24 protein-coding genes and 1 tRNA gene are annotated in these 23509 nt (G+C 66.4%); 13 read left to right on the forward strand and 12 right to left on the reverse strand.

The window, feature by feature from the left end; all coding sequences use genetic code 11:
• From mnmE to BR78_RS0115210, 5 genes are read left to right on the forward strand one after another with little or no spacing between them, the layout of a single operon-like run.
• Nucleotides 1-1284, forward strand: a complete 1284-nt coding sequence (gene mnmE, locus BR78_RS0115190; RefSeq protein ID WP_029936939.1) for a tRNA uridine-5-carboxymethylaminomethyl(34) synthesis GTPase MnmE — start codon at nucleotides 1-3, stop codon at nucleotides 1282-1284.
• Nucleotides 1285-1340: 56 nt separating this feature from the next.
• Nucleotides 1341-3170, forward strand: coding sequence for a tRNA uridine-5-carboxymethylaminomethyl(34) synthesis enzyme MnmG (mnmG, locus tag BR78_RS0115195; protein ID WP_029936940.1), 1830 nt, complete (start codon nucleotides 1341-1343; stop codon nucleotides 3168-3170).
• Nucleotides 3167-3787, forward strand: coding sequence for a 16S rRNA (guanine(527)-N(7))-methyltransferase RsmG (gene rsmG / locus BR78_RS0115200; protein ID WP_029936941.1), 621 nt, complete (start codon nucleotides 3167-3169; stop codon nucleotides 3785-3787). The genes mnmG and rsmG overlap by 4 nt, the downstream gene beginning before the upstream one ends.
• A complete protein-coding gene (locus tag BR78_RS0115205) occupies nucleotides 3784-4566 on the forward strand; it encodes a ParA family protein (protein ID WP_029936942.1) in 783 nt (260 codons plus the stop codon). The genes rsmG and BR78_RS0115205 overlap by 4 nt, the downstream gene beginning before the upstream one ends.
• Nucleotides 4563-5447, forward strand: a complete 885-nt coding sequence (locus tag BR78_RS0115210; protein ID WP_029936943.1) for a ParB/RepB/Spo0J family partition protein — start codon at nucleotides 4563-4565, stop codon at nucleotides 5445-5447. The genes BR78_RS0115205 and BR78_RS0115210 overlap by 4 nt, the downstream gene beginning before the upstream one ends.
• Here BR78_RS0115210 and holA read toward each other — a convergent pair.
• Genes holA through BR78_RS0115230 form a run of 4 tightly spaced genes read right to left on the reverse strand, consistent with a single transcriptional unit; the run spans nucleotide 5444 to nucleotide 9983 of the window.
• Nucleotides 5444-6460 carry a DNA polymerase III subunit delta gene (gene holA / locus BR78_RS0115215; RefSeq protein ID WP_029936944.1) on the reverse strand — a complete coding sequence of 339 codons (1017 nt, stop codon included), beginning with the start codon at nucleotides 6458-6460 and terminating at the stop codon, nucleotides 5444-5446. The two genes, BR78_RS0115210 and holA, sit on opposite strands and share 4 nt — an antisense overlap.
• Entirely contained in the window at nucleotides 6457-6987 is a 531-nt protein-coding gene (gene lptE / locus BR78_RS0115220; protein WP_029936945.1) for an LPS assembly lipoprotein LptE, read from the reverse strand. The genes holA and lptE overlap by 4 nt, the downstream gene beginning before the upstream one ends.
• Entirely contained in the window at nucleotides 6984-9494 is a 2511-nt protein-coding gene (gene leuS, locus BR78_RS0115225; RefSeq protein ID WP_029936946.1) for a leucine--tRNA ligase, read from the reverse strand. The genes lptE and leuS overlap by 4 nt, the downstream gene beginning before the upstream one ends.
• A 57-nt stretch (nucleotides 9495-9551) precedes the next feature.
• Nucleotides 9552-9983 (reverse strand): DUF3576 domain-containing protein, encoded by a 432-nt coding sequence (locus tag BR78_RS0115230; RefSeq protein WP_029936947.1) that lies wholly within the window; start codon nucleotides 9981-9983, stop codon nucleotides 9552-9554.
• A 225-nt stretch (nucleotides 9984-10208) separates the two neighbouring features.
• On the opposite strand from BR78_RS0115230, the gene BR78_RS0115235 reads away from it, so the two are divergent.
• On the forward strand, nucleotides 10209-10925 hold the full coding sequence (locus BR78_RS0115235; RefSeq protein ID WP_051683375.1) for a hypothetical protein: 717 nt from the start codon (nucleotides 10209-10211) through the stop codon (nucleotides 10923-10925).
• A 127-nt stretch (nucleotides 10926-11052) separates the two neighbouring features.
• Here the strand turns inward: BR78_RS0115235 and BR78_RS0115240 are convergent, their stop codons facing one another.
• Nucleotides 11053-11610 (reverse strand): thiamine phosphate synthase, encoded by a 558-nt coding sequence (locus tag BR78_RS0115240; protein WP_051683352.1) that lies wholly within the window; start codon nucleotides 11608-11610, stop codon nucleotides 11053-11055.
• Nucleotides 11611-11632: 22 nt separating this feature from the next.
• On the opposite strand from BR78_RS0115240, the gene BR78_RS0115245 reads away from it, so the two are divergent.
• Nucleotides 11633-12301, forward strand: coding sequence for a YggS family pyridoxal phosphate-dependent enzyme (locus tag BR78_RS0115245; protein WP_029936950.1), 669 nt, complete (start codon nucleotides 11633-11635; stop codon nucleotides 12299-12301).
• On the forward strand, nucleotides 12298-12960 hold the full coding sequence (locus BR78_RS0115250) for an HAD family hydrolase (RefSeq protein ID WP_029936951.1): 663 nt from the start codon (nucleotides 12298-12300) through the stop codon (nucleotides 12958-12960). Before BR78_RS0115245 ends, BR78_RS0115250 begins: the two co-directional genes overlap by 4 nt.
• 30 nt (nucleotides 12961-12990) lie before the next feature.
• Here BR78_RS0115250 and ribA read toward each other — a convergent pair whose 3' ends face one another.
• Nucleotides 12991-14049, reverse strand: a complete 1059-nt coding sequence (gene ribA / locus BR78_RS0115255) for a GTP cyclohydrolase II (protein ID WP_029936952.1) — start codon at nucleotides 14047-14049, stop codon at nucleotides 12991-12993.
• Complete coding sequence (locus BR78_RS0115260; RefSeq protein ID WP_029936953.1) at nucleotides 14046-14828, reverse strand: exodeoxyribonuclease III; 783 nt, start codon at nucleotides 14826-14828, stop codon at nucleotides 14046-14048. The genes ribA and BR78_RS0115260 overlap by 4 nt, the downstream gene beginning before the upstream one ends.
• A 144-nt stretch (nucleotides 14829-14972) precedes the next feature.
• On the opposite strand from BR78_RS0115260, the gene BR78_RS0115265 reads away from it, so the two are divergent.
• Complete coding sequence (locus BR78_RS0115265; protein WP_029936954.1) at nucleotides 14973-15701, forward strand: hypothetical protein; 729 nt, start codon at nucleotides 14973-14975, stop codon at nucleotides 15699-15701.
• 178 nt (nucleotides 15702-15879) lie between these two features.
• Here the strand turns inward: BR78_RS0115265 and BR78_RS0115270 are convergent, their stop codons facing one another.
• Both BR78_RS0115270 and BR78_RS0115275 read right to left on the reverse strand, forming a co-directional pair.
• Nucleotides 15880-16491: an outer membrane lipoprotein carrier protein LolA gene (locus BR78_RS0115270; protein ID WP_029936955.1), complete on the reverse strand. Its 612-nt coding sequence runs from the start codon at nucleotides 16489-16491 to the stop codon at nucleotides 15880-15882.
• 86 nt (nucleotides 16492-16577) lie between these two features.
• Nucleotides 16578-18896, reverse strand: coding sequence for an FtsK/SpoIIIE family DNA translocase (locus BR78_RS0115275; RefSeq protein WP_029936956.1), 2319 nt, complete (start codon nucleotides 18894-18896; stop codon nucleotides 16578-16580).
• Nucleotides 18897-19028: 132 nt separating this feature from the next.
• Between BR78_RS0115275 and BR78_RS0115280 the strand changes: the two genes are divergently transcribed.
• Together BR78_RS0115280 and BR78_RS21030 are read left to right on the forward strand one after the other, a co-directional pair.
• The gene (locus tag BR78_RS0115280; protein ID WP_029936957.1) at nucleotides 19029-20246 is read left to right on the forward strand and encodes a UbiH/UbiF/VisC/COQ6 family ubiquinone biosynthesis hydroxylase; all 1218 of its coding nucleotides are present in this window, start codon (nucleotides 19029-19031) and stop codon (nucleotides 20244-20246) included.
• The gene (locus tag BR78_RS21030) at nucleotides 20243-20896 is read left to right on the forward strand and encodes a hypothetical protein (RefSeq protein WP_051683353.1); all 654 of its coding nucleotides are present in this window, start codon (nucleotides 20243-20245) and stop codon (nucleotides 20894-20896) included. The genes BR78_RS0115280 and BR78_RS21030 overlap by 4 nt, the downstream gene beginning before the upstream one ends.
• Here the strand turns inward: BR78_RS21030 and BR78_RS21400 are convergent.
• Genes BR78_RS21400 through BR78_RS0115300 form a run of 3 tightly spaced genes read right to left on the reverse strand, consistent with a single transcriptional unit; the run spans nucleotide 20893 to nucleotide 22569 of the window.
• Complete coding sequence (locus BR78_RS21400; RefSeq protein ID WP_081855801.1) at nucleotides 20893-21060, reverse strand: Trm112 family protein; 168 nt, start codon at nucleotides 21058-21060, stop codon at nucleotides 20893-20895. The two genes, BR78_RS21030 and BR78_RS21400, sit on opposite strands and share 4 nt — an antisense overlap.
• 10 nt (nucleotides 21061-21070) lie before the next feature.
• Nucleotides 21071-21682, reverse strand: coding sequence for an LON peptidase substrate-binding domain-containing protein (locus BR78_RS0115295; protein WP_029936959.1), 612 nt, complete (start codon nucleotides 21680-21682; stop codon nucleotides 21071-21073).
• A complete protein-coding gene (locus tag BR78_RS0115300) occupies nucleotides 21679-22569 on the reverse strand; it encodes a tetratricopeptide repeat protein (protein WP_029936960.1) in 891 nt (296 codons plus the stop codon). The genes BR78_RS0115295 and BR78_RS0115300 overlap by 4 nt, the downstream gene beginning before the upstream one ends.
• Nucleotides 22570-22757: 188 nt before the next feature.
• Between BR78_RS0115300 and BR78_RS0115305 the strand changes: the two genes are divergently transcribed.
• Both BR78_RS0115305 and BR78_RS0115310 read left to right on the forward strand, forming a co-directional pair.
• Nucleotides 22758-22832 (forward strand) — tRNA-Gly (locus BR78_RS0115305).
• A 209-nt stretch (nucleotides 22833-23041) separates the two neighbouring features.
• Nucleotides 23042-23464, forward strand: a complete 423-nt coding sequence (locus tag BR78_RS0115310; RefSeq protein ID WP_029936961.1) for a DUF2147 domain-containing protein — start codon at nucleotides 23042-23044, stop codon at nucleotides 23462-23464.
• The last annotated feature ends 45 nt before the right edge of the window (nucleotides 23465-23509 follow it).

The raw sequence follows: 23509 nt of genomic DNA on the forward strand, positions 1-23509 counted from the left end.
ATGGATACCATCTTTGCGGTGTCGAGCGGAACCCCGCCCGCCGCCATCGCGATAGTGCGCCTGAGCGGATCGCGTGCGTTCGAAGCGGCGGCGCTGCTGGCAGGTGACCTTCCCGCTCCGCGACATGCAGGGCTGCGCGCGCTGCGCGATCCGGCGAGCGGAGAATTGCTCGATCGCGGGCTCGTCCTGCTCTTTCCCGGCCCACGCAGCGCCAGCGGGGAGGATCTCGTCGAGCTTCATCTCCATGGCGGTCGCGCGGTCGTACGGTCGATCGAGGCCGCGCTCGGCGCGCTCGAAGGCCTACGCCATGCCGAGCCGGGCGAATTCACGCGCCGGGCATTGCTCAACGGCCGGATCGACCTGAGCGAAGCGGAAGGGCTGGGCGACCTGCTGATGGCCGAGACCGAGGCGCAGCGCCGAATCGCCGTGCGTTCGGCCGAGGGTGCGGTCCGCCGGCAGGTGGAGGATTGGTCGCGTCGCCTGCTGATGCTGGCCGCCGAGGTCGAAGCCCAGCTCGATCACAGCGACGAAGACGATGTCGCCGGCGCGCATTCGCTGGCCGGGCTTCACGATGCGGCAGCCACACTGGCGGCGGAGATCCGGCAGGTCACGGTGCGCCCGCCGGTCGAACGGCTCAGGGACGGGTTGCGCGTCGTGCTCGCCGGTCCACCCAATGCCGGCAAGTCGACATTGCTCAACGCAATGGTCGAACGCGAAGCTGCGATCGTATCCCCGATTGCCGGCACCACGCGCGACCGGATCGAAGCACCCGTGGCGCGTGGCGGTACGGCCTATCTGCTGATCGACACCGCCGGCCTCGCCGAGGCGACCGCCGACCCGATCGAGGCGATCGGAATCGATCGCGCACGCGCCGCGCTGGAGGAAGCCGACATCCTGTTGTGGCTCGGCGACGTGCCGCCGCCCGACCATCCGGCGGTGCTTTGGCTCCACGCGCGCGCCGATCTTCCAGGCCGCGAGGCGACGGGCAAGGATTTGGCCGTCTCAGCGGCCACCGGGGCGGGAATCGAATTGCTTTGGAAGCGGCTCGAGGCATTGGCGGCGACTCTCCTGCCGCCGCCGGACCTTCTGGCGCTCAATCGCCGACAGCGGGATCTTGCCGCAACGGCGGCCGGTGCACTGGACCGTGCTGCGACGCAGCATGACTTGCTGTTGGTCGCTGAGGAGCTGCGCACCGCCCGGGGCGCCTTCGACGCCATTACCGGAAGGGCGGGGGTGGAGGCGATGCTGGACTCGCTTTTCGCGCGTTTCTGCATCGGCAAATAGGACGTTCCACGTGGAACGTTTTGACGGCGCGCGCACGAATCTCTAGCGAACGGCGCATGTTCGATGTCATCGTAATCGGCGGAGGCCATGCCGGCACGGAGGCCGCGGCGGCGTCTGCGCGCCGCGGCGCGCGGACGGCGTTGCTGAGCTTCGACTTGACCAAACTCGGCGCGATGTCCTGCAACCCTGCTATCGGCGGGCTCGGCAAGGGCCATCTCGTCCGCGAAGTCGACGCGTTTGACGGTCTGATCGCGCGTGCCGCCGATGCCGCTGGCATCCATTATCGAATGCTCAATCGCAGTAAGGGCACTGCGGTCCAGGGGCCGCGCGTGCAGGCCGATCGCGTGCGCTATGCCGCCGCTATCCAGACGATGCTGCGTGCTCAGCCGGGACTCGACCTGATCGAAGGCGAAGCGGATTCACTCGACCTCGTCGGTGGGAAGATCGCGGGAGTTCGGCTCGCCGACGGAAGGCTGCTGAAGGCGTGCGCGGTGGTGCTCGCCACCGGTACCTTCCTCGGCGGGCGGATTTTCCGTGGCGAAGAGCGTGAGATCGGCGGAAGGGTGGGCGAGTTGGCGGCGACACGTCTCGCCGATCAACTTCGCGCGCTATCGCTGCCGATGGCGCGGTTGAAGACCGGTACGCCGCCCCGCCTCGATGGCCGGACGGTCGATTGGGCGCGCGTCGCCGAGCAGCCTTCGGACGACGACCCCTGGACGATGTCGCCGCTGACCGCTGGGCGTTTGCTGCCCCAATTGCATTGCGGCGTGACGCGGACCACCGAAGCGACCCACGATGCGATCCGCAGCGGCCTGAGCCGCTCGCCTTTGTTCACGGGCGCGATCGATGCGCAGGGGCCACGCTACTGCCCCTCGATCGAGGACAAGATCCACCGTTTCGGCGATCGCGACGGCCACCAGATCTTCCTCGAGCCCGAGGGGTTGGACACGCATCTGATCTATCCCAATGGCATGTCGACCTCGCTCCCGGTCGATATCCAGGAGGCGATGGTCGCTTCGATTCCGGGACTCGAGCGCGCTCGCATCGTCACGCCCGGCTATGCGGTCGAATATGATTATATCGATCCGCGAGCGCTTGCCGCGACTCTGGAACTGCCCGAGATCGCCGGCCTCTATTTCGCGGGCCAGATCAACGGTACGACCGGATATGAGGAAGCGGCGGGGCAGGGGCTCATCGCGGGTATCAATGCCGCCGCGCACGCGCGGGGGCTGGAGCCGCTGATCCTCGATCGCGCGACTTCCTATCTGGGGGTGATGGTCGACGACCTTGTCTTGCAGGGCGTTACCGAACCCTATCGTATGCTCACGGCCCGTGCGGAGTTCCGCCTCCGCCTGCGCGCCGATAATGCCGAGACTAGGTTGGGCGAGGTCGCCGAGAGGCTTGGGGTGCTCGGTACCCTGCGGACTGCACGTCATGCAGCGCGGCGCGATGCGCGCGAGGGTTTGGAAAAGCAGTTCGCCGTGTCGCTCACCGCTTCGGCAGTCCATGCGCGCGGTGCCCCTGTCGGCCTGGACGGCGCTCGACGTTCGGCAAAGGAATGGCTGCGCTTCCCCGGCGTAGAGCTGTCGCACGTCGTCGAAGAGGTGGATGCTGATGGCCAGCTTCTCGCCGAGTTCATCGAGGACGCGCGATACGCGCCCTATCTCGAACGGCAGCAAGCAGAGGTGGAGCAGCTCCGCGCCACGGATAATGTTCGTCTGCACGCAGCCTTGGACTTCGCCGAGATCCCGGGATTGTCCAACGAAATGGTGGAGAAGTTGAGCGCCGCACGCCCGGATACGCTCGGGGCGGCGTCACGCATCCGCGGCATCACGCCCGCAGCCCTGTCGGCTATTTTGCTGCACGCCCGAAGGACCGCGGCGTGACCGAGGAGGAAGCCCGGGCCTGGATTCGGAACGCCTTCGGTGTTTCACGTGAAACGTTGCTCGATCGCTATCGGACGCTTCTGCTGGCGGAGGCCGCGAACCAGAATCTGATCGCGGCGTCCACGCTCGATTCGCTGTGGGCCCGGCATTTCGTCGACTCGGCACAGCTCATCCCTTTGGCCGTGGAAGCACCGTCCGGGGCGTGGGTCGACGTGGGAAGCGGGGCGGGGCTACCCGGCGTCGTCGTCGGTATCCTGGTCGATCGTCCGGTGGTCCTGGTCGAGCCGCGTGCTCGTCGCGCGGAGTTTTTACGGTACGTCGTATCTGAACTCGGACTTTCCCGCGTTACCGTCCAACAGAGCAAGATCGAAAGCTACCGTCCGGTGAATCGCGCCGCAATCGTTTCCGCCCGCGCGGTGGCCGAGCTCTCCGAGATCCTTGTGTCCACAACCCACTGCACAGATTCATCCACAATCTGGGTGCTTCCAAAGGGCAGAAACGCGCAATCAGAGGTGGATGCCGCGCGACCGAAATGGCAAGGTGTGTTCCACGTGGAACCAAGCATCACACAGCCGGATTCCGGTATCGTGGTGGCCCGAGGGGTGCGGCCCAGATGATCTGCATAGCGATCGCCAATCAGAAGGGCGGGGTGGGGAAGACCACTACCGCGATCAATGTCGGCACCGCGCTGGCGGCGACCGGCAAGCGCGTGTTGCTGATCGATCTCGATCCGCAGGGCAATGCTTCCACGGGTCTCGGCATCGGCCGCGCCCATCGCGCGCAATCGAGCTATGATCTGCTCGTCAGCGAGCTCGATCTCGAACAGGTTGCGATCGCTACCAAGGTGCCGCGGCTCGACATCGTCCCCGCGACACAGGATTTGTCCGGTGCCGAAATCGAGCTGATCGAATTTGAAGCGCGCACCCATCGTCTCGACGCCGCGCTCAGCCGGCACACCGCGCAACGCTGGGACGTCGTGCTGATCGATTGTCCGCCTTCGCTGGGCTTGTTGACGATCAATGCGATGGTCGCCGCGCACGCGCTCCTCGTGCCGCTCCAATGCGAGTTCTTCGCGCTGGAAGGCCTCAGCCAATTGCTCAGCACGATCGATCGTATCCGCAGTCGCTTCAATCCCGGCCTGTCGATCCTCGGCGTCGCGCTCACCATGTATGATCGCCGTAATCGGCTGACCGACCAGGTCGCAGACGATGTCCGCGCGGTGCTCGGCAAGGTGGTGTTCGATACGGTGATTCCGCGCAACGTCCGTCTGTCCGAGGCGCCGAGTCACGGCATGCCGGCGCTGATCTATGATTATCGCTGCGCCGGTTCCGAGGCCTATATCGCGCTCGCCCGCGAAGTGATCGAGCGCCTGCCCAAGCTCAGGAAGGCCGCATGACCGAACCCGCCCCCCGCAAGCACGGCCTCGGCCGCGGCCTTAGCGCGCTGCTCGGCGATACCGTTCCCGAAACGCCGATTTCGGGCGCGGCGGAGACCAGCAGCACGCCCGGGCTGCGCACGCTGCCGGTGAGCGCGATGGCGCCGCATCCCGGCCAGCCGCGCCGCCATTTCGACGAGGCCGCGCTCGACGACCTCGCCGAATCGATTTCCGCACGCGGCCTGATTCAGCCGATCGTCGTCCGGCCGCACGGCCATAGTTACCAGATCGTCGCCGGCGAACGTCGCTGGCGCGCGGCGCAGCGCGCCCGGCTCCACGAAGTCCCGGTCATCGTCCGCGAATTGAGCGACGCCGAGACGATGGAAATCGCGCTGGTCGAGAATATCCAGCGCGAGGACCTCAACGCGATCGAAGAGGCCGAGGCCTATTCGCGGTTGATCGGTGAATTCGGCCATACTCAGGAAGCGCTTGCCCGGCTGGTCCACAAATCGCGCAGTCACGTCGCTAACCTGTTGCGATTGCTGGATCTTCCTCAACCCGTCCGCCAGATGGTGGTCGAGGGTACGATCGAGATGGGCCATGCCCGTGCGCTCATCGGTGTTCCTGATGCCGAACGCCTCGCGCGCGTGGTCGCCGAGAAGGGCCTGTCTGTCCGCGAAACCGAGAAGCTCGCGCGCGATGCCAAGCCCGCGAAGCGCAAGAGCGGGGAGAGCGCGTTCCGGGATGCCGACATTCAAGCGCTCGAACGCCAGCTCGGCGACGTGCTCGGTCTCAACGTCAAGATCGCTCACGGCGCCAAGGGCGGCAGCCTCACGCTCGCTTATTCGACGCTCGACCAGCTGGATATGGTCTGCCAGCGCCTCACCGGCGAGCGGATCTAGCCTCGCGCCCGTGCGGCGGCGCGGGCAATCGCGATACATTCCGCGTCGGCCAGCACTTCGCCCGCGCTTCCCGAATGCATCAATGCGCGTTCGGTCTGGCGCACGCGATCGATCGCGCGGGTGATCTGGGCGGCGTTCCAGCGGCGCAGCGCACGCCCTGTCGCGGGTTTCTCACGGAAGAAAATACGATGCTTCTCAAGCACTTCATCGACACTGGCACCGCGATCCATGTCGCCGCGCAGCTCGGCCAGGGTCATCAGCCGGCGCGCCAGCTGACGCAACAGCGGGATCGCAGTGCCGTCGCCCAATTGCGCCAGTTCGGTGCCGATCTCGGCAACGCGCCCGTCGAGCACCGCTTCGATCGCGTGGAACAACTCGGTGTCGCCCAGATCGGCACCGATCGCATCGAAAGCTGCGCCATCGGCATCGCGCGGGCGGTCCGGCGCGGCGTCGAGATAGAGCGCCAGCTTCTCGACTTCGCGCGACAGGATCGCGCGATCGCCCCCGGTCGCCGCCGCCAGTCGCTGCGGCAAGTCGCCGGTGAGCCGCAGGCCCTGTTCGCGCGCTACCGTCGTCGCCAGCCGCGCCGCGTCGACTCCCTCGGGCACATAGCAGGCGAAAGTCAGCGCAGCGGGCGCTGCGATCGCGCTCTTGACCAATTTGCCGCTCGCCTTGAGCCCCGGCCCGATCGCGATCACCGGATTGCCCGCGCGCTCGGCGCCGAGCAGCAAGGCGATCGCCTCGCTCGCGCCTTCCTCGACGCCGGTGATCCGCAGATAACGCGCGCCTCCGAACAGCGACATCGACGCCGCCTCGTCGGCCAAGCGCCCAGGCTGATCGCGTAGCGCCTTCATATCGATATCGACGCGCTCGGCGTCAGGCCCCAGCGCCCGCGCCAGCCGCTCGGCGAGCTCGGCCGCACCCGATTCGTCGGGCCCGTGGAACAGATAGAGTCGGGTCGCCGGATCGGGCTTGTCGACGGCGGCGCGGATCTGCGCCGCGCTAGCCTTCATTGCCCCGTAGCGCCCGCGCTCGCGGGCACGGCCGCAGGCTTGCCGCCCGACCGGGCGAAGCGCGCCACTCGCGCGACGATCTGGTCGGCGACGATTCCCGAGAGCCGCTCGAGCGCGGTGTTCTCGGCGGCGATCGTCGCATATTCGGATCCGACCACGTCGATGCCCGCGTCCGATCCCGCAGTCGCGTCGAGCACCACGCCGCCGCTGGAAAGATCGACCAATTGATAGCGCGCACGCAGTGTCCGCCGCTCGCGCGCGACGCTGTCGTCGCTGCGCACACCGAGCCCCGCGATCGAATCGTCGAGCTGGACTTCGAGCCGATAGCGCGGCGTCGTATCGCCCGCCTGCAGCCGGTCGCGCAGCGCGTTGGAGACCAGCCAGCCCGATTTTCCCTCGATCGGCGCGACCTGCACGCCGGCGAGCATGGTCTGGACCGGCCCACCGGCCCCGCCGCTATAGAGCGGCTTGAGCCCGCAGCCCGAAAGCGCCAGCGCCGCTGCGCAGAGGAGCGCCGCGGCCCTCATGCGACGATATTCACCAGGCGATCGGGCACGACGATCACTTTCCTCGGAGCCTTTCCTTCGAGCGACCGAACGATCTTGTCGGCGGCAAGTGCCGCCGCCTCGATCACATCCTTCGGCGCGCCCTTGGGCATTACCAGCGTATCGCGCAGCTTGCCATTCACCTGCACTGCGATCGTGACTTCGTCGTCGACCAGCAGTGCGGGGTCCACGTCGGGCCAGGCCGCGTCGGCGATCAGTCCGGCATTGCCCATCGCGGCCCAAGCCTCTTCGGCGAGGTGCGGCACCATCGGCGCGACGATCCGGACGATCGTGCGGATCGCGCTGTTCCGCGATGCCGAGGGCGGCGCCTTCTCGACCGCGTTGACCAGCTCGTAGAGCCGCGCGACCGACTTGTTGAAGGTCAACGCCTCGATGTCGGCGGCGACACCGGCGATCGTGCGGTGGAGGCGGCGGTCGAGGTCCTTGTCCTCGCCCGTGGCGTCTTCCAGACCGTCGAACAGCCGCCACAGCCGCTGGACGAAGCGCCACGCGCCTTCGATGCCGTTCTCGCTCCATTCGAGGTCACGCTCGGGCGGACTGTCGGAGAGCATGAACCAGCGCACCGCGTCTGCGCCGTACTGGTCGACGATCGGCTCGGGATCGACGGTGTTCTTCTTCGACTTGGACATCTTCTCGATGCGGCCGACCTCGGCGACATCGCCCGATGCGATCTCGATCACGCCGGCGCTGTCCTTGCGGATTTCCTCGGGCGAGAGCCAGCGCCCGTCCCGCGCCTTGTAGGTCTCGTGCGTCACCATCCCCTGCGTGAAGAGGCCCGCGAACGGCTCAGCGACGTCGAGCTTGCCGATATGCTGGAGTGCGCGGGTGAAGAAGCGCGCATAGAGCAGATGCAGGATCGCATGCTCGACTCCGCCGATATACTGGCCCACCGGCAGCCATTGCTCGGCCACTGCCTTGTCGAACGGCTTGTCGCTCGGCTGGCTGGCGAAGCGTATGAAATACCATGAGGAATCGACGAAAGTGTCGAGCGTGTCGGTCTCGCGCCGGGCAGGGGACCCGCATTTCGGGCAGTCGACATGCTTCCAGGTCGGGTGCCGGTCGAGCGGGTTGCCGGGAATGTCGAACGACACATCTTCGGGCAGCACCACCGGGAGCTGGTCGCGCGGGACGCCCACCGGTCCGCACGATTCGCAATGGATGATCGGGATCGGCGTGCCCCAGTAACGCTGGCGGCTGACGCCCCAGTCGCGCAGGCGCCACACGGTGGTGCCGGTGCCCCAGCCGCCTTCTTCCGCGCGCTGGATCACCGCGCGCTTGGCGTCGGTCACGTCCATCCCGTCGAGGAAGTGCGAGTTCACCAGTGTGCCCGGACCCGAATAGGCTTCGCTCTCGGTGAACTCGAGCGCAGTCTTATCCCGATCGGAAATAACGCGGCAAACCTCAAGGCCGTACTTACGGGCAAATTCGAGATCACGCTGGTCGTGCGCAGGCACGCCCATGACCGCGCCGGTACCGTATTCCATCAATACGAAGTTGGCGATGTAGACTGGCAACGTCCATCCGTCGTCGAACGGATGTAGGACCTCATAGCCGGTGTCGAAACCCAGCTTTTCCTGTGTGTCGAGTTCGGCTGCGGTGGTGCCGCCCTGCTTGCAACGGTCGATAAAAGCGGCCGCCTCCGCTGAGTGCTCGGCGACTTCACGGGCGATCGGATGATCGGGCGAAATCGCTACGAAGCTCGCGCCGAAGATCGTGTCGGGCCGTGTCGAATAAACTTCGATCGGCTCCATGAGCGGCGTCAGCGGTGCAAACCTAAACCGCAGCCCCTCGCTCTTGCCGATCCAGTTCTCCTGCATCAGCTTGACCTTGTCGGGCCAGTGCTCGAGGCCCTGCACGCCTTCCAGCAGCTCGTCGGCGAATTGGGTGATCTTGAGGAACCATTGGCTGAGCTTCTTGCGCTCGACCAATGCGCCCGAGCGCCAGCCGCGCCCGTCGATGACCTGCTCGTTGGCGAGCACGGTCATGTCGACCGGGTCCCAATTGACCGCCGATTCCTTGCGATAGACCAGCCCGCTCTCGAAGAAATCGAGGAAGATCGCCTGCTCGTGCCCGTAATAATCGGGCTCGCAGGTCGCCAGCTCGCGCGTCCAGTCGAGCGCGAAGCCGAGGCGCTTCAATTGCGCCTTCATCGTCGCGATGTTCTGGCGGGTCCAGTTTCCCGGATGGACCTTCTTTTCCATCGCCGCATTCTCGGCGGGCATGCCGAACGCGTCCCATCCCATCGGATGGAGCACTTCCATGCCCTTCATCCGGCGGAAGCGCGCGAGCACGTCGCCCATCGTGTAGTTGCGGACATGGCCCATATGGATGCGCCCCGAGGGATAGGGGAACATCTCGAGCACGAACGACTTGGGCTTGGGCGAATCGTCGCGCGCGGCGAAGGTGCGGCGCTCTTCCCACGCCTTCTGCCACGCCGCGTCCGCCTTCAGGGGGTTGAAGCGCGACACGTTACAAACTTCCTCTGGCGGGGGCGGCTTCGGCGCCGCGTCCCGTTGATGGGGCCATTAATTGGCGATGGCGGCCCGGCGCAGATCGCGGGCCCGGGTGAGGATGATGTCCTCGAGCTTCTGCACCGTCGCGGCCTGCACGGGGGCTGCGACCCACTGGCCGGTGCGGTTGACTTCGCGCAGCGCGGCGACGCGGAGCGCGTCGGCGCGCAGATCCTGGTCGAGCACGGTCACGGTCACCTTCATCCGCTCGGTCGGCGTGTTCGGGTTCACATACCAGTCGGTGACGATCACGCCGCCGTTCGAATCGGTCTGGAGCAGCGGCATGAAGCTCAGCGTGTCGAGGCTCGCGCGCCACAGATAGGAGTTCACCCCGATCGTCGTCACCTTCGAAGCGGCCAGATCCGCCTCAGGGCGCTTGTGGCCGCCGCACGCGGTGATCGAAAGAGCGAGCGACCCCAGGATCGCGGTGCGCAACAGGCGGTTCATTCACACATTCCTAAAGGCGAAAGGGAAAAGCGAAAGCATCTATAGGGGCTCGTGTGGCGGGAGCAAGGCGGCAGCGCCTCGACGACTCGCCGGCGAATCATCGGCAGAAGGGGCGATTCGCTGCTGAATCTGTGGGCCTAGGGCAACACTGGCGCGAAATTTGAGCGAAAGGTGGAACCTGGCTTCCGAATCATGGTACGCACCTCCATATAAAAGGGGATGAAAATGCGTTTGGCACGGTGGACGACGTTGATGGGGCTGGGGGCGATCTGCGCCGCCGGCGCTCTCGTCGCGCCCGCGCTCCAGGCGCAGGAAGGCCGCGGCGAGCGCGCTTATGCCAAGCGCAGCACCGCGGTGCGCGGCGGCATCGGCACTTTCACGCCCGCCGCCGCCGATCCCAAGCTCGCCGCGATCCTCGCGCGCAGCGGCTTGCCCGAAAGCGGCTTCCGTTTCACGCCGTCCGAATCGCGCCGCAGCAGCCGCGCCGTCACCGTGGCGGTTCGGGCGCGCTCGACTCGCACCGCGCTCGCCGATCGCAGCCTGGTCGCCGCGGCCACGCCGGTCAGCCTCGCGCCGATCGCCTATAATCTGGGCGTCTCGGTCGGCTGGAAACGCTTTGCCGTCGCCGGTGACGTGACCCGCATCGAGCTTCCGGCCCAGCCGGGCAGCACCGAACGCGCCAATCTCGGCGTCAGCTATACCGGTGGCCGGGTCACCGGCCGGGTCCAGGCCGCCGCCGAGCGTCCGCTCGCCGATACGCCGGTGCTGATCGGTGACAAGCCCAGCTATTCGATCGATGTCGGCGGCAGCTATTCGCTGACCCGCAACCTCGATGTGACCGCGGGCGTGCGCTACAAGAGCGAGCAGGATCGCCTGCCCAAGCTGACCGACAACCGGCGTGACAGCCAGGCGGTCTATGTAGGCACCGCCTTCCGCTTCTGACGCCGCACGCGTCCTTCCCGGCGAAAGTCGGGATCTCGAATATTTCCCAATTCCGTCACCCCCGCGAAAGTGGGGGCCCATCTCCCGGCGCCGTCCCCAGGCTTCGCCGGTGTATTTTATCGCCCGCTCAGGAGATGGGTCCCCGCTTTCGCGGGGATGACGAAGGAGTGGGCGTCCACGCATCGATCGCCGCCCAGCCGTAAATCCCCAGCGGCTGCAAGCTGGCTGCCCGGCGTCCGTTCATGCCGCCGAGCGCGATTACCGGCACCGGAAGGTTGCGGATCATCAATCCCAGCCGCGCCCGCCCCAGCGCGCGAGCACCCGGATGTGACCGGGTCGCGAATACCGGCGAGACGAACAGCATGTCGGCGCCCGCCCGGGTTCCCGCGACTGCTTCGCGCCGCGAATGCGCCGCGCGGGTCCGGATGCCGTGGCCCCGCCGTCCATGCACGCCGTCCTCCCGGCCCAGCCGCTCGGCGCCGGCCCGGACCAGCAGCAGACCCCGCCGGCGCGCCACATTGGCCACCTTCGCGAACAACGCCCGCCGCTCTGCCAGCCCCAGTCCATAATGCCGGAACACCACGCCGCTTCCCCGGGGCAACCGCTCGAGCGCTTTCCATAGCGAATCGCCCATTCGCTCGTCGGTCATCAGCCAGAGGTGCGGCAGAGGGTGGCGGGGGCGCATCTGCCCGCCTATAGCGCGCCGCATGCCTCTGGACGATGCCTCAGCCCGCCTCGCAGACGTTCGCGAGAAGATCGCCCGCGCCGCGCGCATCGCCGGCCGCGAACCCACGGATGTCGAACTGATCGCCGTCTCAAAGATGCACGATGCGGCGGCGATTCGTCCGCTGATCGACGCCGGCCAGCGCGTGTTCGGCGAGAATCGCGTCCAGGAAGCCGCGGCCAAATGGCCCGAGTTGCGCGAGACGACTTCAGGAATTGCCCTCCATCTCGTCGGCCAGCTCCAGTCGAACAAGGCCGAGGAAGCCGTCGTCTTGTTCGACGCGATCCATTCGGTCGATCGGCCCTCGCTGGTCGATGCACTGGCGCGGGCGATGGACAAGACCGGAAGGCGCCCGACTTGCTTCGTCCAGGTCAATATCGGCGATGAGCCGCAAAAGGGCGGCTGCGCGGTGACCGATCTGCCCGTCCTGCTCGCCGGGGCCCGTGCCGCCGACCTGCCGGTCGCCGGTTTGATGTGCGTTCCCCCGCTGGAAATCGAGCCCGCGCCCTATTTCGCGCTGCTCGCCAAGCTCGCGCGCGATTCCGGCGTCACCGGGCTCAGCATGGGGATGTCGAGCGATTACGAGACTGCGGTGACGATCGGCGCCACCCATGTCCGCCTCGGTACCATATTGTTTGGAGAGCGTGCGTGAAGTTCGATGCGATGATCTTCGATTTCGACGGGGTCCTGCTCGAAAGCGAATATGCGGGGAACCGCCAGATCGCCGAGTATCTCACCAGCATCGGCCATCCGACCACGCCCGAGGATTCGATGGCGAACTTCATGGGGCTCGCCGGCGCCGACTTCTTCGGCGCGATCGAATCGTGGATCGGCCGCGCGATTCCGGACGACTTCCATGCCGTGCGTGCCGAGGAGGACAATCGCGTTCTGGAGGAGGGGCTTCCCGCGGTCGCCGGCGCGATCCGCTTCATCGAGGACCTTCCCGAAACGCTGCCCCGGGCGATAGCCTCGTCGAGCAGCACCGAGTGGATCACCCGCCATCTCGATCACCTCGGCGTTCGTGCGGCGTTCGGCGACAAGATCTTCAGTGGCCGCGAGCATGTCGAGCGCGGCAAGCCCGAACCCGACATCTATCTCCACGCCGCGCAGGCGCTCGGCGTCGATATCCGCCGCTGCGTGATCCTCGAGGATTCGCCGGTCGGCGTCACCGGTGCGGTAGCGTCGGGCGCTTATGTGATCGGTCTGTGCGCCGGCACGCATTGTGCGCCCGACCATGCCGATCGCCTGCTCGCGCTCGGCGTCGACGTCATCGCCAATGATTTCGACGAAGTCGCCCGGCTGATCGCCTGAGATGCATTTCGCCTAACCTTTACTAACCTTTCAGAGCTGATGCCCGGTGCGGTCGCGCTTGGTGGCGAGATAGCGTTCGTTGTGCGGATTGGGGGGAAGCTTGTGCGCCACCCGCTCCGAGACCACGATCCCCGCCGCCTCGAGCGCGGCGACTTTGTCGGGATTGTTGGTCAGCAGCCGCACGCGCTTCTGCTCGAGCAGCGCGAGCATCCGTCCGGCGATGCCGAAATTGCGCGCGTCCACCGTGAAGCCGAGCCGCGTATTGGCGTCGACCGTGTCGAAGCCCTGGTCCTGGAGCGCATAGGCCCTGAGCTTGTTGACCAGCCCGATCCCCCGGCCTTCCTGGCGCAGATAGAGCAGGATCCCCCAGCCGCTGGCTTCGATCGCGGCGATGGCGGCCTTGAGCTGCGGCCCGCAATCGCATTTGAGGCTGCCGAGCACGTCTCCGGTCAGGCATTCGCTGTGCAGACGGACCAGCGGCGGCTCGCCATTGGGCTGGCCGATCAGCAGCGCGACATGCTCGCCGGGCATCTCGTCGGTACGGAACGCAATGATCTCGGCATCTTCGGCGCCTTCGACCGGCAGCCGTGCCCGCCCGACGATGCGCAGCCGGTCGGCATCTTCGTGCGCATCGATATCGGCGGGCGTGATCGCCTCGTCGGCATCGCCGGCAATCGCGAAGAACGCCGGCAGCAGCCCCGCCACCCGTGCCAGCCGCAGCGCCGCCGCCGCGGCCTCCGGCGCCTCGACGCAGATCGCCCGGAACGGTCCCTTGAGCGGCGTCGCCAGATCGAGCTGCGGATCGGCGAGCGCCGTCGCGGTATCGAAATCGAGCCAGGGCACGCGTTCGACGAGCACGGGCCCGTCGGGCGCCGCCGCTTCGCGCTGGTTGGCGAGCTTGAGCGTCGCCGCGCGGCCGGCCGAGAGCAGAACCGGCGCCGCGCTGTCGGGATCGAACGCCTTCAACCGTTCGGCGTCCGCAGTCTCGATCGCGAGCAGCTTCAGCGTGCCGTCGCTGCCGCGAATCGCCACCGGCCACCCGCGGCGCAGCGCGTCGATCGCGCGGGCGACGGCGCGCGGATCGGTCAAAAGTCGAACTCGGTGACGATCGGCACATGGTCCGAGGGCTTGAGCCAGCTACGGCACGGCTCGCACACCTTGTGGCTGGTCGCCTTGTCGGCGACTTCGCGGCTCGCCCACATATGGTCGAGCCGGCGCCCGCGGTCATTGGCGGTCCAGTCCTTCGAACGATAGCTCCACCAGGTGAAGCAGCGCTCAGGCGCGGGAATGAACCGGCGCCCCAGATCCACCCAGTCATGCGCCGCCTGCAGCCGTCCCAGCGCCTCGACCTCGATCGGCGTGTGGCTGACCACATCGAGCAATTGCTTGTGGCTCCACACGTCGCATTCGAGCGGCGCGATGTTGAAATCACCGGTCAGAATCGACGGCACCTCGAGCGACTCGGACCAGCGCGTCATCCGCTCGACGAAATCGAGCTTCTGGCCGAACTTCGGGTTCACGTCGCGATTCGGGATATCGCCGCCGGCAGGCACATAGACATTCTCGAGCCGCACGCCGTTGGGCAGCCGCACGCCGACATGCCGCGCTTCCTGATTGGCCTGCCAGTCGAACCGGTCATCCTCCGCCACCGGCACGCGGCTGATGATCGCGACGCCGTGATGCATCCGCTGGCCGTGCTTGATGACGTGATCATAGCCGAGCGCGCGGAAGGGCGCTTCGGGGAAATCGCCGTCGATGACCTTGGTCTCCTGCAGGCACAGGATGTCGGGCACCTCTTCGCGCAGGAACTGCTCGACGATCTCGATGCGGAAGCGGACGGAATTGATGTTCCAGGAGGCGATCTTCATCGCCCGGCATGTAGCGCGTTTCCCACGTGGTTCCAGTAGCGCGAGCAACGCGATCCGCCACGGACTGCGCCAAGCCCCACATGACGGCGCCCATTGTCACGTGCAGCACCCGACGTCAGACTGACTGGCGGGGAGGAGAATTGCATGGAGAACGACTCGGTCTTTCAGTGGACCAAGATGATCCTCGACCATCTCTGGCTGCTCATCCCCATCGCGGTCACGCTCTACGTCCTCTGCAGGCCGAGCGTCCTTCGCTATATTTCACGGGTCAAGTTCGGCGATTTCGAACTGGAGCTCGCCTCGCTGAAGGAGGAGCTGAAGGACACGAAGCAAAAGCTGGTCGAATCGCATTCGGAGGTCCGCGCGCTGATCGAGAAGCTCGATGCCGCGGGAACGGTGAGCGAGTTGCGCGACGCCTCGCGGGGCCTCAAGACGCGTGCGGCACATCTGTCGGACGAGGATCTTGCCGAAGCTCTGGTGGGACTGCAGCCGGGCGCCAGCCCCGCCGCGCTCCATGCCGCGGCCGTGATCGCCCGCAAGCGTGCGGACCCCGCCGCGCTTGCCACGCTCGTCGCGTGCCTCGATCGCTTGAGTTCGGCCGCCGATCTTGACGGCATCCGCCTCAATTCGATCTGGCATCTCGCCAGCGCCGTGCATCTCACGCTCGTCGCAATCTACAAGAACGGGGCGACGCCCCGGCCCGATCACGCGCTGCTGATCCGTGCCAAGGCGGTGTTCGAGCGGCTCATCGCGCATCCGTATATCTTGCAGGACCGTCCCGAGGATCCGAAGAAGGGCGTGCGCGGTCCCGCTGGTCACGCGCTCGCCTGGATCGAGACGGGGCTCCGCCAGGCCGGAGCCGCGAAAGGCTAAAAAGGAAAGGCCCCCGCTCCGGGGGCAATGGAGCGAGGGCCGACCTAGCGTTCGTCACGCAGGCGGGAAATGGTTCGATCCCGAGCAACAGGGGGAAAATCCCGGGTACCGCCCCACATCCGCAATTTGGTTTCTAATGGCCGCAACCTGTCGCCAGCATGAACGATGTTCAGAAAACTCAGCGATTCCGCGGGCCTTGGCTCCGCGGGTCGTTCCAGCGGAACACTCCGTCGGATACGTTGCCGTTGATCTGCTGATTGGTGAGGCGGATCGTCGTGCGGTTATTCTGCGAGTCGAGCGCCACCCAGCCCTGGAGCATCAGCCCCGCCGGCCCGGCCGCGTTCTTCTGGAAGATCATCGTGATCCGGCCATATTCGGGATGCGCGCTGTCGTGCACTTCGATCGAAACCACCCGCGGATCGCTCGTCGGGTTGAGCTTGGCGAATTTTGTGATGTCGCGCTTGGGGTTGAGCAAAACCGCGAGCGGCGAATTGCCGATCGGCCAACGATCGACCTGCCGAACCTGATAATCGATGAAATAGAGGCTTCGCCCGTCGGCGACGATCAGCTGGGGCACGCCCTTTTGGTACTGGAAGCGGATCTTGCCCGGGCGCTTGAGCGTCATCGTGCCGGTCAGCACGCGGCCGTTGCGGTCGGTCTGGCTGAAATTCGCGGTCATGCTGGTCACGCCGGCCAGATGCTGTTGCACCTGTGCGAGCTCTCCCGTCGGCGCCGCGGCGATCAGCGCGGGCGCTGCGAGAACGGTAAAGGCGAGGGGCCGTGCAAACACGTCTATCTTCTCCGAATGCTTTGGAAAGGGCGGGTAAAGAACTCGGCTTGAATGCCCCCTGAACCCTCATGCTCCCGAAACGATCCTCAAAGCGGACGCCCGTCGGTATCCATCAGCACTTCGCGGCGGCCGACATGATCCGGGCGCGAGACGAGTCCGTCCTTCTCCATCCGCTCGACCAGCCGTGCGGCCGAGTTGTAGCCGACGCGCAACTGGCGCTGAAGCCATGACGTCGAAGCCTTCTGGCTTTCGGCGACGAGTTGGGTGGCGCGGCGATAGAGCTGGTCCTCGGGACTGTCATCGCCATCGGGGCTGCCTTCCAATGCGAATCCGCCATCCTCGGGCTCCTCGGTTACCGCGGTGATGTAATCGGGAGCGCCCTGCGCACGCCAGAAATCGGCGACTGCCTGGACTTCCTCGTCGCTGACGAAGGGGCCGTGGACGCGGACGATCTGCTTGCCGCCGGGCATGTAGAGCATGTCGCCCTTGCCCAGCAGCTGCTCGGCGCCCTGCTCGCCGAGGATGGTACGCGAATCGATCTTCGACGTGACGTGGAAGGAGATGCGGGTCGGCAGATTGGCCTTGATCACGCCCGTGATGACGTCGACCGAGGGGCGCTGCGTCGCCATGATCAAGTGGATGCCTGCCGCGCGCGCCTTTTGCGCGAGCCGCTGGATCAGGAACTCGACTTCCTTGCCCGCGGTCATCATCAGATCGGCGAGTTCGTCCACGATGACGACGATCTGCGGCAATGCCTGGAGGTCGAGCGTCTCTTCCTCGTAGATCGGTCGGCCGGTGTCCGGATCATAGCCGACCTGGACTTTCCGGCCGAGCTTTTGTCCCTTGGCCTTGGCCTGGCGCACCTTGTCATTGAAGCTGGCGAGGCTGCGGACATTGACCGAGGCCATCATCCGATAGCGATCCTCCATCTGCTCGACAGCCCATTTGAGCGCGCGCACCGCCTTGGGCGGATCGGTCACCACGTCGGCGAGCAGATGCGGGATGTCCTTGTAGATGCTCAGTTCGAGCATCTTGGGATCGATCATGATCATCCGGCACTGGTCCGGTGTCAGCCGGTAGAGCAAAGACAGGATCATCGCGTTGAGGCCGACCGACTTGCCCGAGCCGGTGGTGCCGGCGACGAGCAGATGCGGCATCGGGGCGAGGTCGCCGATCACCGGATCGCCGGCGATGTTCTTGCCCAGCACCAAAGGCAAAGTCGCACCCTGCGCCTCGAATGCCTCGCTGCCGATCAGTTCGTGCAGATTGACCGATTCGCGCTTCACATTGGGCAGCTCGATGCCGATCACGCTGCGGCCGGGGATCGTGGCGACGCGCGCGGAGATCGCGCTCATGTTGCGCGCGATATCGTCGGCGAGCTGGATCACGCGACTGGCCTTGATACCCGATGCCGGCTCGAGCTCGTACATCGTCACCACCGGGCCCGGCTTCACTTCGACGATCTGGCCCTTCACATGGAAATCGTCGAGCACGCTCTCGAGCAACCGCGCGTTGCGTTCGAGCGCGAGCTTGTCGATCCCGGCATTCTGGTTCGGCGGCGCCGGCTTGAGCAGGTCGAGCGGCGGCAGCTTATAGGTATCCTTGAAGTCGAGGCTGCTCTGCACCGGCGGCTTGGGCCTGGCCGGCGACGGCCCGATGCTGGGCTCGGCGATGACCGGGCCGGGACGATTGTCGGGCACCACCAGTTTCCGGGGCTCGCGGGCTTCGCGCGTTTCGCGGGCAGTCTCGCGGAACTCCTGAGGGTCCGGTCCGCGTAGCAGCGGCGTCTTCGGCGGGCCGAACAGCCGTGGCATGCCGATCCCGGCACGTTCGGGCAGCGTGAAGTCGAGGCTGCGCCACCAGATCCACAGCCCGGCGAGCCCGAAGATGAGCCCCAGCCCGCGCCCGATCCAGAAGACCAGTACCGGATCGCCGATGAAGCTGGTCATCCAGTTGAACAGCCCGGCGACCGACAGCCCGACCACGCCGCCCCAGCCACCGACCAGCCACAGCACCGAATCGCTCGAAAAGAAGGTGAGCGCCGTCGCCATCAGCACCACGCCGATCACGACGCCACGGAGCATCTTCTTCCAGTTGCCCAGCGGTCGATCGAGCCACAGCCGGTTGGTGATGATCAGCCCGGCCGGCGCGATCAGCGCCACCGGGAGCCCGAGTGTGGCGAGCAGCAGATCGGCGATCCAGGCACCGGGCAGGCCCAGCAGGTTGCGGGCGGGCCCCCCCGACGCCGTGTTCAGCGACGGGTCCTGCGAATTATAGGTGAGCAGCGCCAGCACGACGCCCACCGTCGCGAGGAACAACAGGGTTCCGACGATCAGCGCGCTGCTGCGGCGCACGCCGGCCTTCATGGTGTCGCGCAACAGCGACGGTTGTGCCCGGGACGCCATGGCCCAGTCTCCGCAAATGTCAGGGGGTGCGGGGGATTCATCGCCTACACGGAGTCTGACGTCAAGTATGGACCTGTTTTGTACCCGTCCCGCGGGCTGGCACCGCTACCCAAAACCTCTTAGGGCAGGGCCATGGACAGCGCGGACGTTCTCATCCTCGGCGGCGGACTGGTTGGCAGTGCGCTGGCAACGGCGCTCGATGCGCATGGCCTGAGCTCGATCGTCGTCGATCCCGCCGATCCCGCGACGATCCTCGCGGCGGGCTTCGACGGCCGCGCCTCGGCGATTGCCAGCGCGCCGATGCGGATGTTCGAAGCGATCGGCGTCGCGCCGCGGCTGGCGGGCAAGGGGTGCCCGATCGAGGGCATCCGGGTCAGCGATGGTCTCGCCCCAGGCAAGCTCGATTTCGCGCCCGATCCGGACGGCGGCGCGCTCGGCCATATGTTCGAGAACCGCATCTTGCGGACGGCATTGTTCGAGGCTGCGCAGGCGGCACCGGGCGTAGATCTGCGGATGCAGACCCGCGCGGTCTCGGTCGAGCGCGGCGAGTTCGGCGTCACTGCAACGCTCGATTCGGGTGCCGTCGTCCGCGCGCCGCTGCTCGTCGCGGCGGAAGGCCGCAATTCGCCGACCCGCGATGCCGCCGGGCTCAAGACAGCGCGGTGGAGCTATGACCACGCCGCGATGGTCGCGACGCTCGGGCATGAGCATTCTCACGAGAACATCGCCTTCGAGATCTTCTACCCCGAGGGACCGTTCGCGATCCTGCCTTTGCTCGACGACGCCAACGGCCATCGCTCCGCGGTGGTCTGGACCGTCAATGCGCGCGACGCGGCGGGAATGAACAAGATCTCCGACCGCGCCTATCTCGCCGAGGCCGAAAAGAAGATGGGCGGTTTCCTAGGCAAACTCGGGCCGCTTTCGGGGCGGTTCAGCCACCCGCTCGGCTTTCATCACGCAGCGTGGATCACTTCGAACCGCCTCGCTCTGGTCGGCGACGCCGCGCACGGCATCCATCCGATCGCGGGTCAGGGCGTCAATGTCGGCTTTCGCGACGTCGCGACTCTGGTCGAAGTGCTCGTCGACGGCAAAAGGCTCGGCATGGACCTCGGCGACCCGCAGCTCCTCGCGCGTTACCAGCGCTGGCGAGGGCTCGACACCTTCATGGTCGCCGCCGCCACCGATGGGCTGACCCGCCTGTTCGGCATCCCCGGCAAGACCGCCGCGGCGGTGCGCCGCTTCGGCCTATCGGCAGTCGACAAGCTGCCGCCGCTCAAGGACTGGTTCATGGCCGAAGCGCGCGGCGAAAGCGGTGATGTGCCCAAGCTGTTGCAGGGGCTGACGATATGATGCTGGCGGCGATGCTGCTGGCGGCGCCGGTGGCGCAGCCCGCCGATCCGCTTGCGGATGCTTGGCTCGTCCAGGTGAAGCCGGGAGCGAAGCTCGCTTTCTTCGACGATGTCGAGGGGGCGAAGCCGAAGCCCAGCAGGGCCTATGTCGTCGCGGGCGACGTGCTGGTGGCGCGCGACACCCGCGGTGGGTTCACCTCGGTCACCTTCGTCAACCCGGCGGGCAAGACCCGCAGCGGCTGGCTCGACAGCGCCCGTCTGACCCGGATCGCTGCCGGGACGCGCTGGCAAGGCGTGTGGCAGGCATGGGAATCCGAAATCAAGGTCATGCCAGGCCGGATTGGCGGGACGTTGCACGTCGAGGGCTCGGCGACCTGGGGCGGGCATGATCCCCAGCGAGTCGCGATCGGCTCGGTCCATGTCGGCGAATTTGCCGTCGATACCCGAAGCGCCGGAGACCGCATTGCCTTCTCGGTCGACGAGAGCGGCGAGAACGGAAACATGGCTGCCCCCTTCGACGACGCGCCGGACGAAGAATATCGCTGCCGCGTGCAATTGCGGCTGCTCGGCCCCTATCTGCTCGCATACGACAACAATGCCTGTGGCGGCGCGAACGTCAGTTTCACCGGCATTTATCGGCGCAGCCGCTAGCGAAGGCGCCGGGCTTCCTCGATCAGCAATATCGGCACGCCATCGCGGATCGGATAGGCGAGGCCCGCCGCGTCGGACACCAGTTCCTCTCGCGCTTCGTCATGGCGCAGCGGGGTGCGCGTCGCGGGGCAGACCAGCTTTTCGAGCAGCCATGGATCGATCATTGCCCCGACCTCACTGAAGCGTCGCTCCGCCTTCCTCGCCGTGGCGGCCGAAGAATTGCATCAGCTGGACGATCAGCTCCGATCGGGCCGAAAGCCCATCTGCTTCCAGCAAGGCCTGTTTCGAGGCGACGTCGAACGGCGCGATCTGAGCGATACCGTTGACCAAGGATTCGTCGTCGAGCCGCGTCACTGCTTCCCAATCGACTGCATAGCCGAGCCCGTCGGCGAATCGCCGCGATTCCATCTCGAGCGAGGCACGTTCGGCCATTGCGAGCACTTCCTCGGCGCCAGCCTCTTCCAGTTCGGCCTCGACCTGGCGGAACGGCGTCGTGACGTCGAGCTCGCGTACGATCGTGAATCGCGCCAATCCCTCGAGCACGATATCGTATCGTCCGTCCGGCAGCGCCTCGACCTCGGCGATTCGGCCGACGCAACCCATTTCGAACAGCGCCGGCGGCTCGCTCGCGTCGCGCGGCTGGATCATGCCGATCCGCCGGTCGCGGGCCAGTGCGTCGGAGATCATCGCACGATAGCGCGGTTCGAAGATGTGGAGCGGCAGGTGCATCCGCGGAAAGAGCAGCGCGCCCGCGAGCGGAAACACCGAGAGCCGCGTCACCGTCATCCGAACAGGATCGCCGAGAGCTTGCGGCGTTGCGCCGAAACCCAGGGGTCCTCGAGCCCCACTGCCTCGAACAGTTTGAGCAGGCGCGCGCGGGCGGCACGCTCGTTCCATTCGCGATCGTCCGCAATCATTGCGAGCAGCGTCTGTGCGGCGGCGTCGCGGTCGCCCGCAGCCATCTGTCCGCCGGCGAGCTCGTAACGCGCGCCCATATCGCCGGTCGCGGCTTTGGCGGCGAGCCCCGACAGGTCCTCGACCGGAGTCGCTTCGCGGGCGAGCGCCAGCGCGGCGCGTGCCTGTTCGATCTCGGGCCCCTTCGCTGCCTCTTCGGGAAGCGCCGCGAGCACTGCCTCGGCTTCGTCGGCACGCCCGAGCTCGAGCAGTGCGCGGGCGCGCCCGGCGGCGATCTGCGGATGCTCGGGTGCCATCTCCGCGATCTGCTCGAAGACCGAGAGCGCGCGCTCGCCATCGCCTTCGGCCAATACCTGCTCGCCCATCGCGATGAGCGGCTCCAGCTCGGCTTCGGCTGACGCCTCTTCGCTTTCGACGGGCAATTGCCGCAGGATCTGGTCCAGCATCGTCCGCAACTGGCTTTCGGTGCGCGCAGTCGACAAGTCGGCGACGAGCTGGCCCTGGAACATCGCATAGACGGTCGGGATCGAACGCACCTGGAATTGCGCGGCGATGAACTGGTTCTTGTCGACATCGACCTTGGCGAGCGTGACGCCCTTGGCGGCGTAATCTGCAGTCACCTTTTCGAGGATCGGCGTGAGTGCCTTGCACGGCCCGCACCATTCCGCCCAGAAATCGATGACGACGAGGCTGGTCATCGACGGCTCGACGACGTCGCGGCGGAAGGCTTCGACGGCTTCCTTCTCGGCGGGGGACAGTCCTAGCGTGGCCAATTGGTTGCTCCTGGCAAAGCGGTCTCGGTTTGCCCGCTATGTGGGCGTTCGCGCCTCGTGCGCCAAGCCTTTTCCCGAATCGCCTGTAGGGGCTTGCGCTGCCCGAAAGCCGCTGCTAGTGGCCGCGCCTCACCCGCCCCCAGCGACATGTCGCAACGGGGCCAGACGCCAGAGCGGGCGTAGCTCAGGGGTAGAGCACGACCTTGCCAAGGTCGGGGTCGAGGGTTCGAATCCCTTCGCCCGCTCCAGCTTCTCGCCGTGATTTTAGCGGCGCTAAATCACGATCAAGCGAGAAGCTCGGCCGGCGTCGCAAAGCGACGACCGACGACGCGGCTTTGCCGCGGCGCCGCCTCCCAAGGTTCCATTTCCAAATCCGCGCCTTGTGCGGCACATCTACGATTTCCAGATTCGGTGCCGTTCACCGGAGAGCCATCGTCGGTGTTCGAAAGGGTCTGCGATGAAGTCCATCGTTTCCAAATCGCTGGCACTCGCGCTCGTCGCTTTGCCCGCCGCCACTCCCGCATTCGCCGATGAGGCGCCGGCCCCGCCGCTGGCGACCGAATGGCGCAATCCGTCCAACAGCGTCCATGTCCGCATCGACAAATGCGACGGCCAACTCTGCGGCACCGTCACCTGGGCGAGCGCCAAGGCCCAGGCCGATGCGCGCAAGGGCGGCACCGAAAATCTGGTCGGCACCCGCCTGTTCCGCAATCTCGAGCCCGCCGGCACGGGCAAGTGGCGCGGTAAGGTCTTCGTGCCGGATATCCGCAAGACCTTCTCCGGAACGATCACCTTCGCCGATTCGGACACGATGGTCGGCAAGGGTTGCGTGCTGTTCGGCGTGATCTGCAAGTCGCAGACATGGAAGCGGCTCCCCTGAATTCGAGCGCAGCTTCCGGACTGACTGCGCGCGCTTTCTCGGCTA

It is taken from the genome of Sphingomonas sp. UNC305MFCol5.2 (assembly GCF_000712135.1).
GTDB lineage: Bacteria > Pseudomonadota > Alphaproteobacteria > Sphingomonadales > Sphingomonadaceae > Sphingomonas.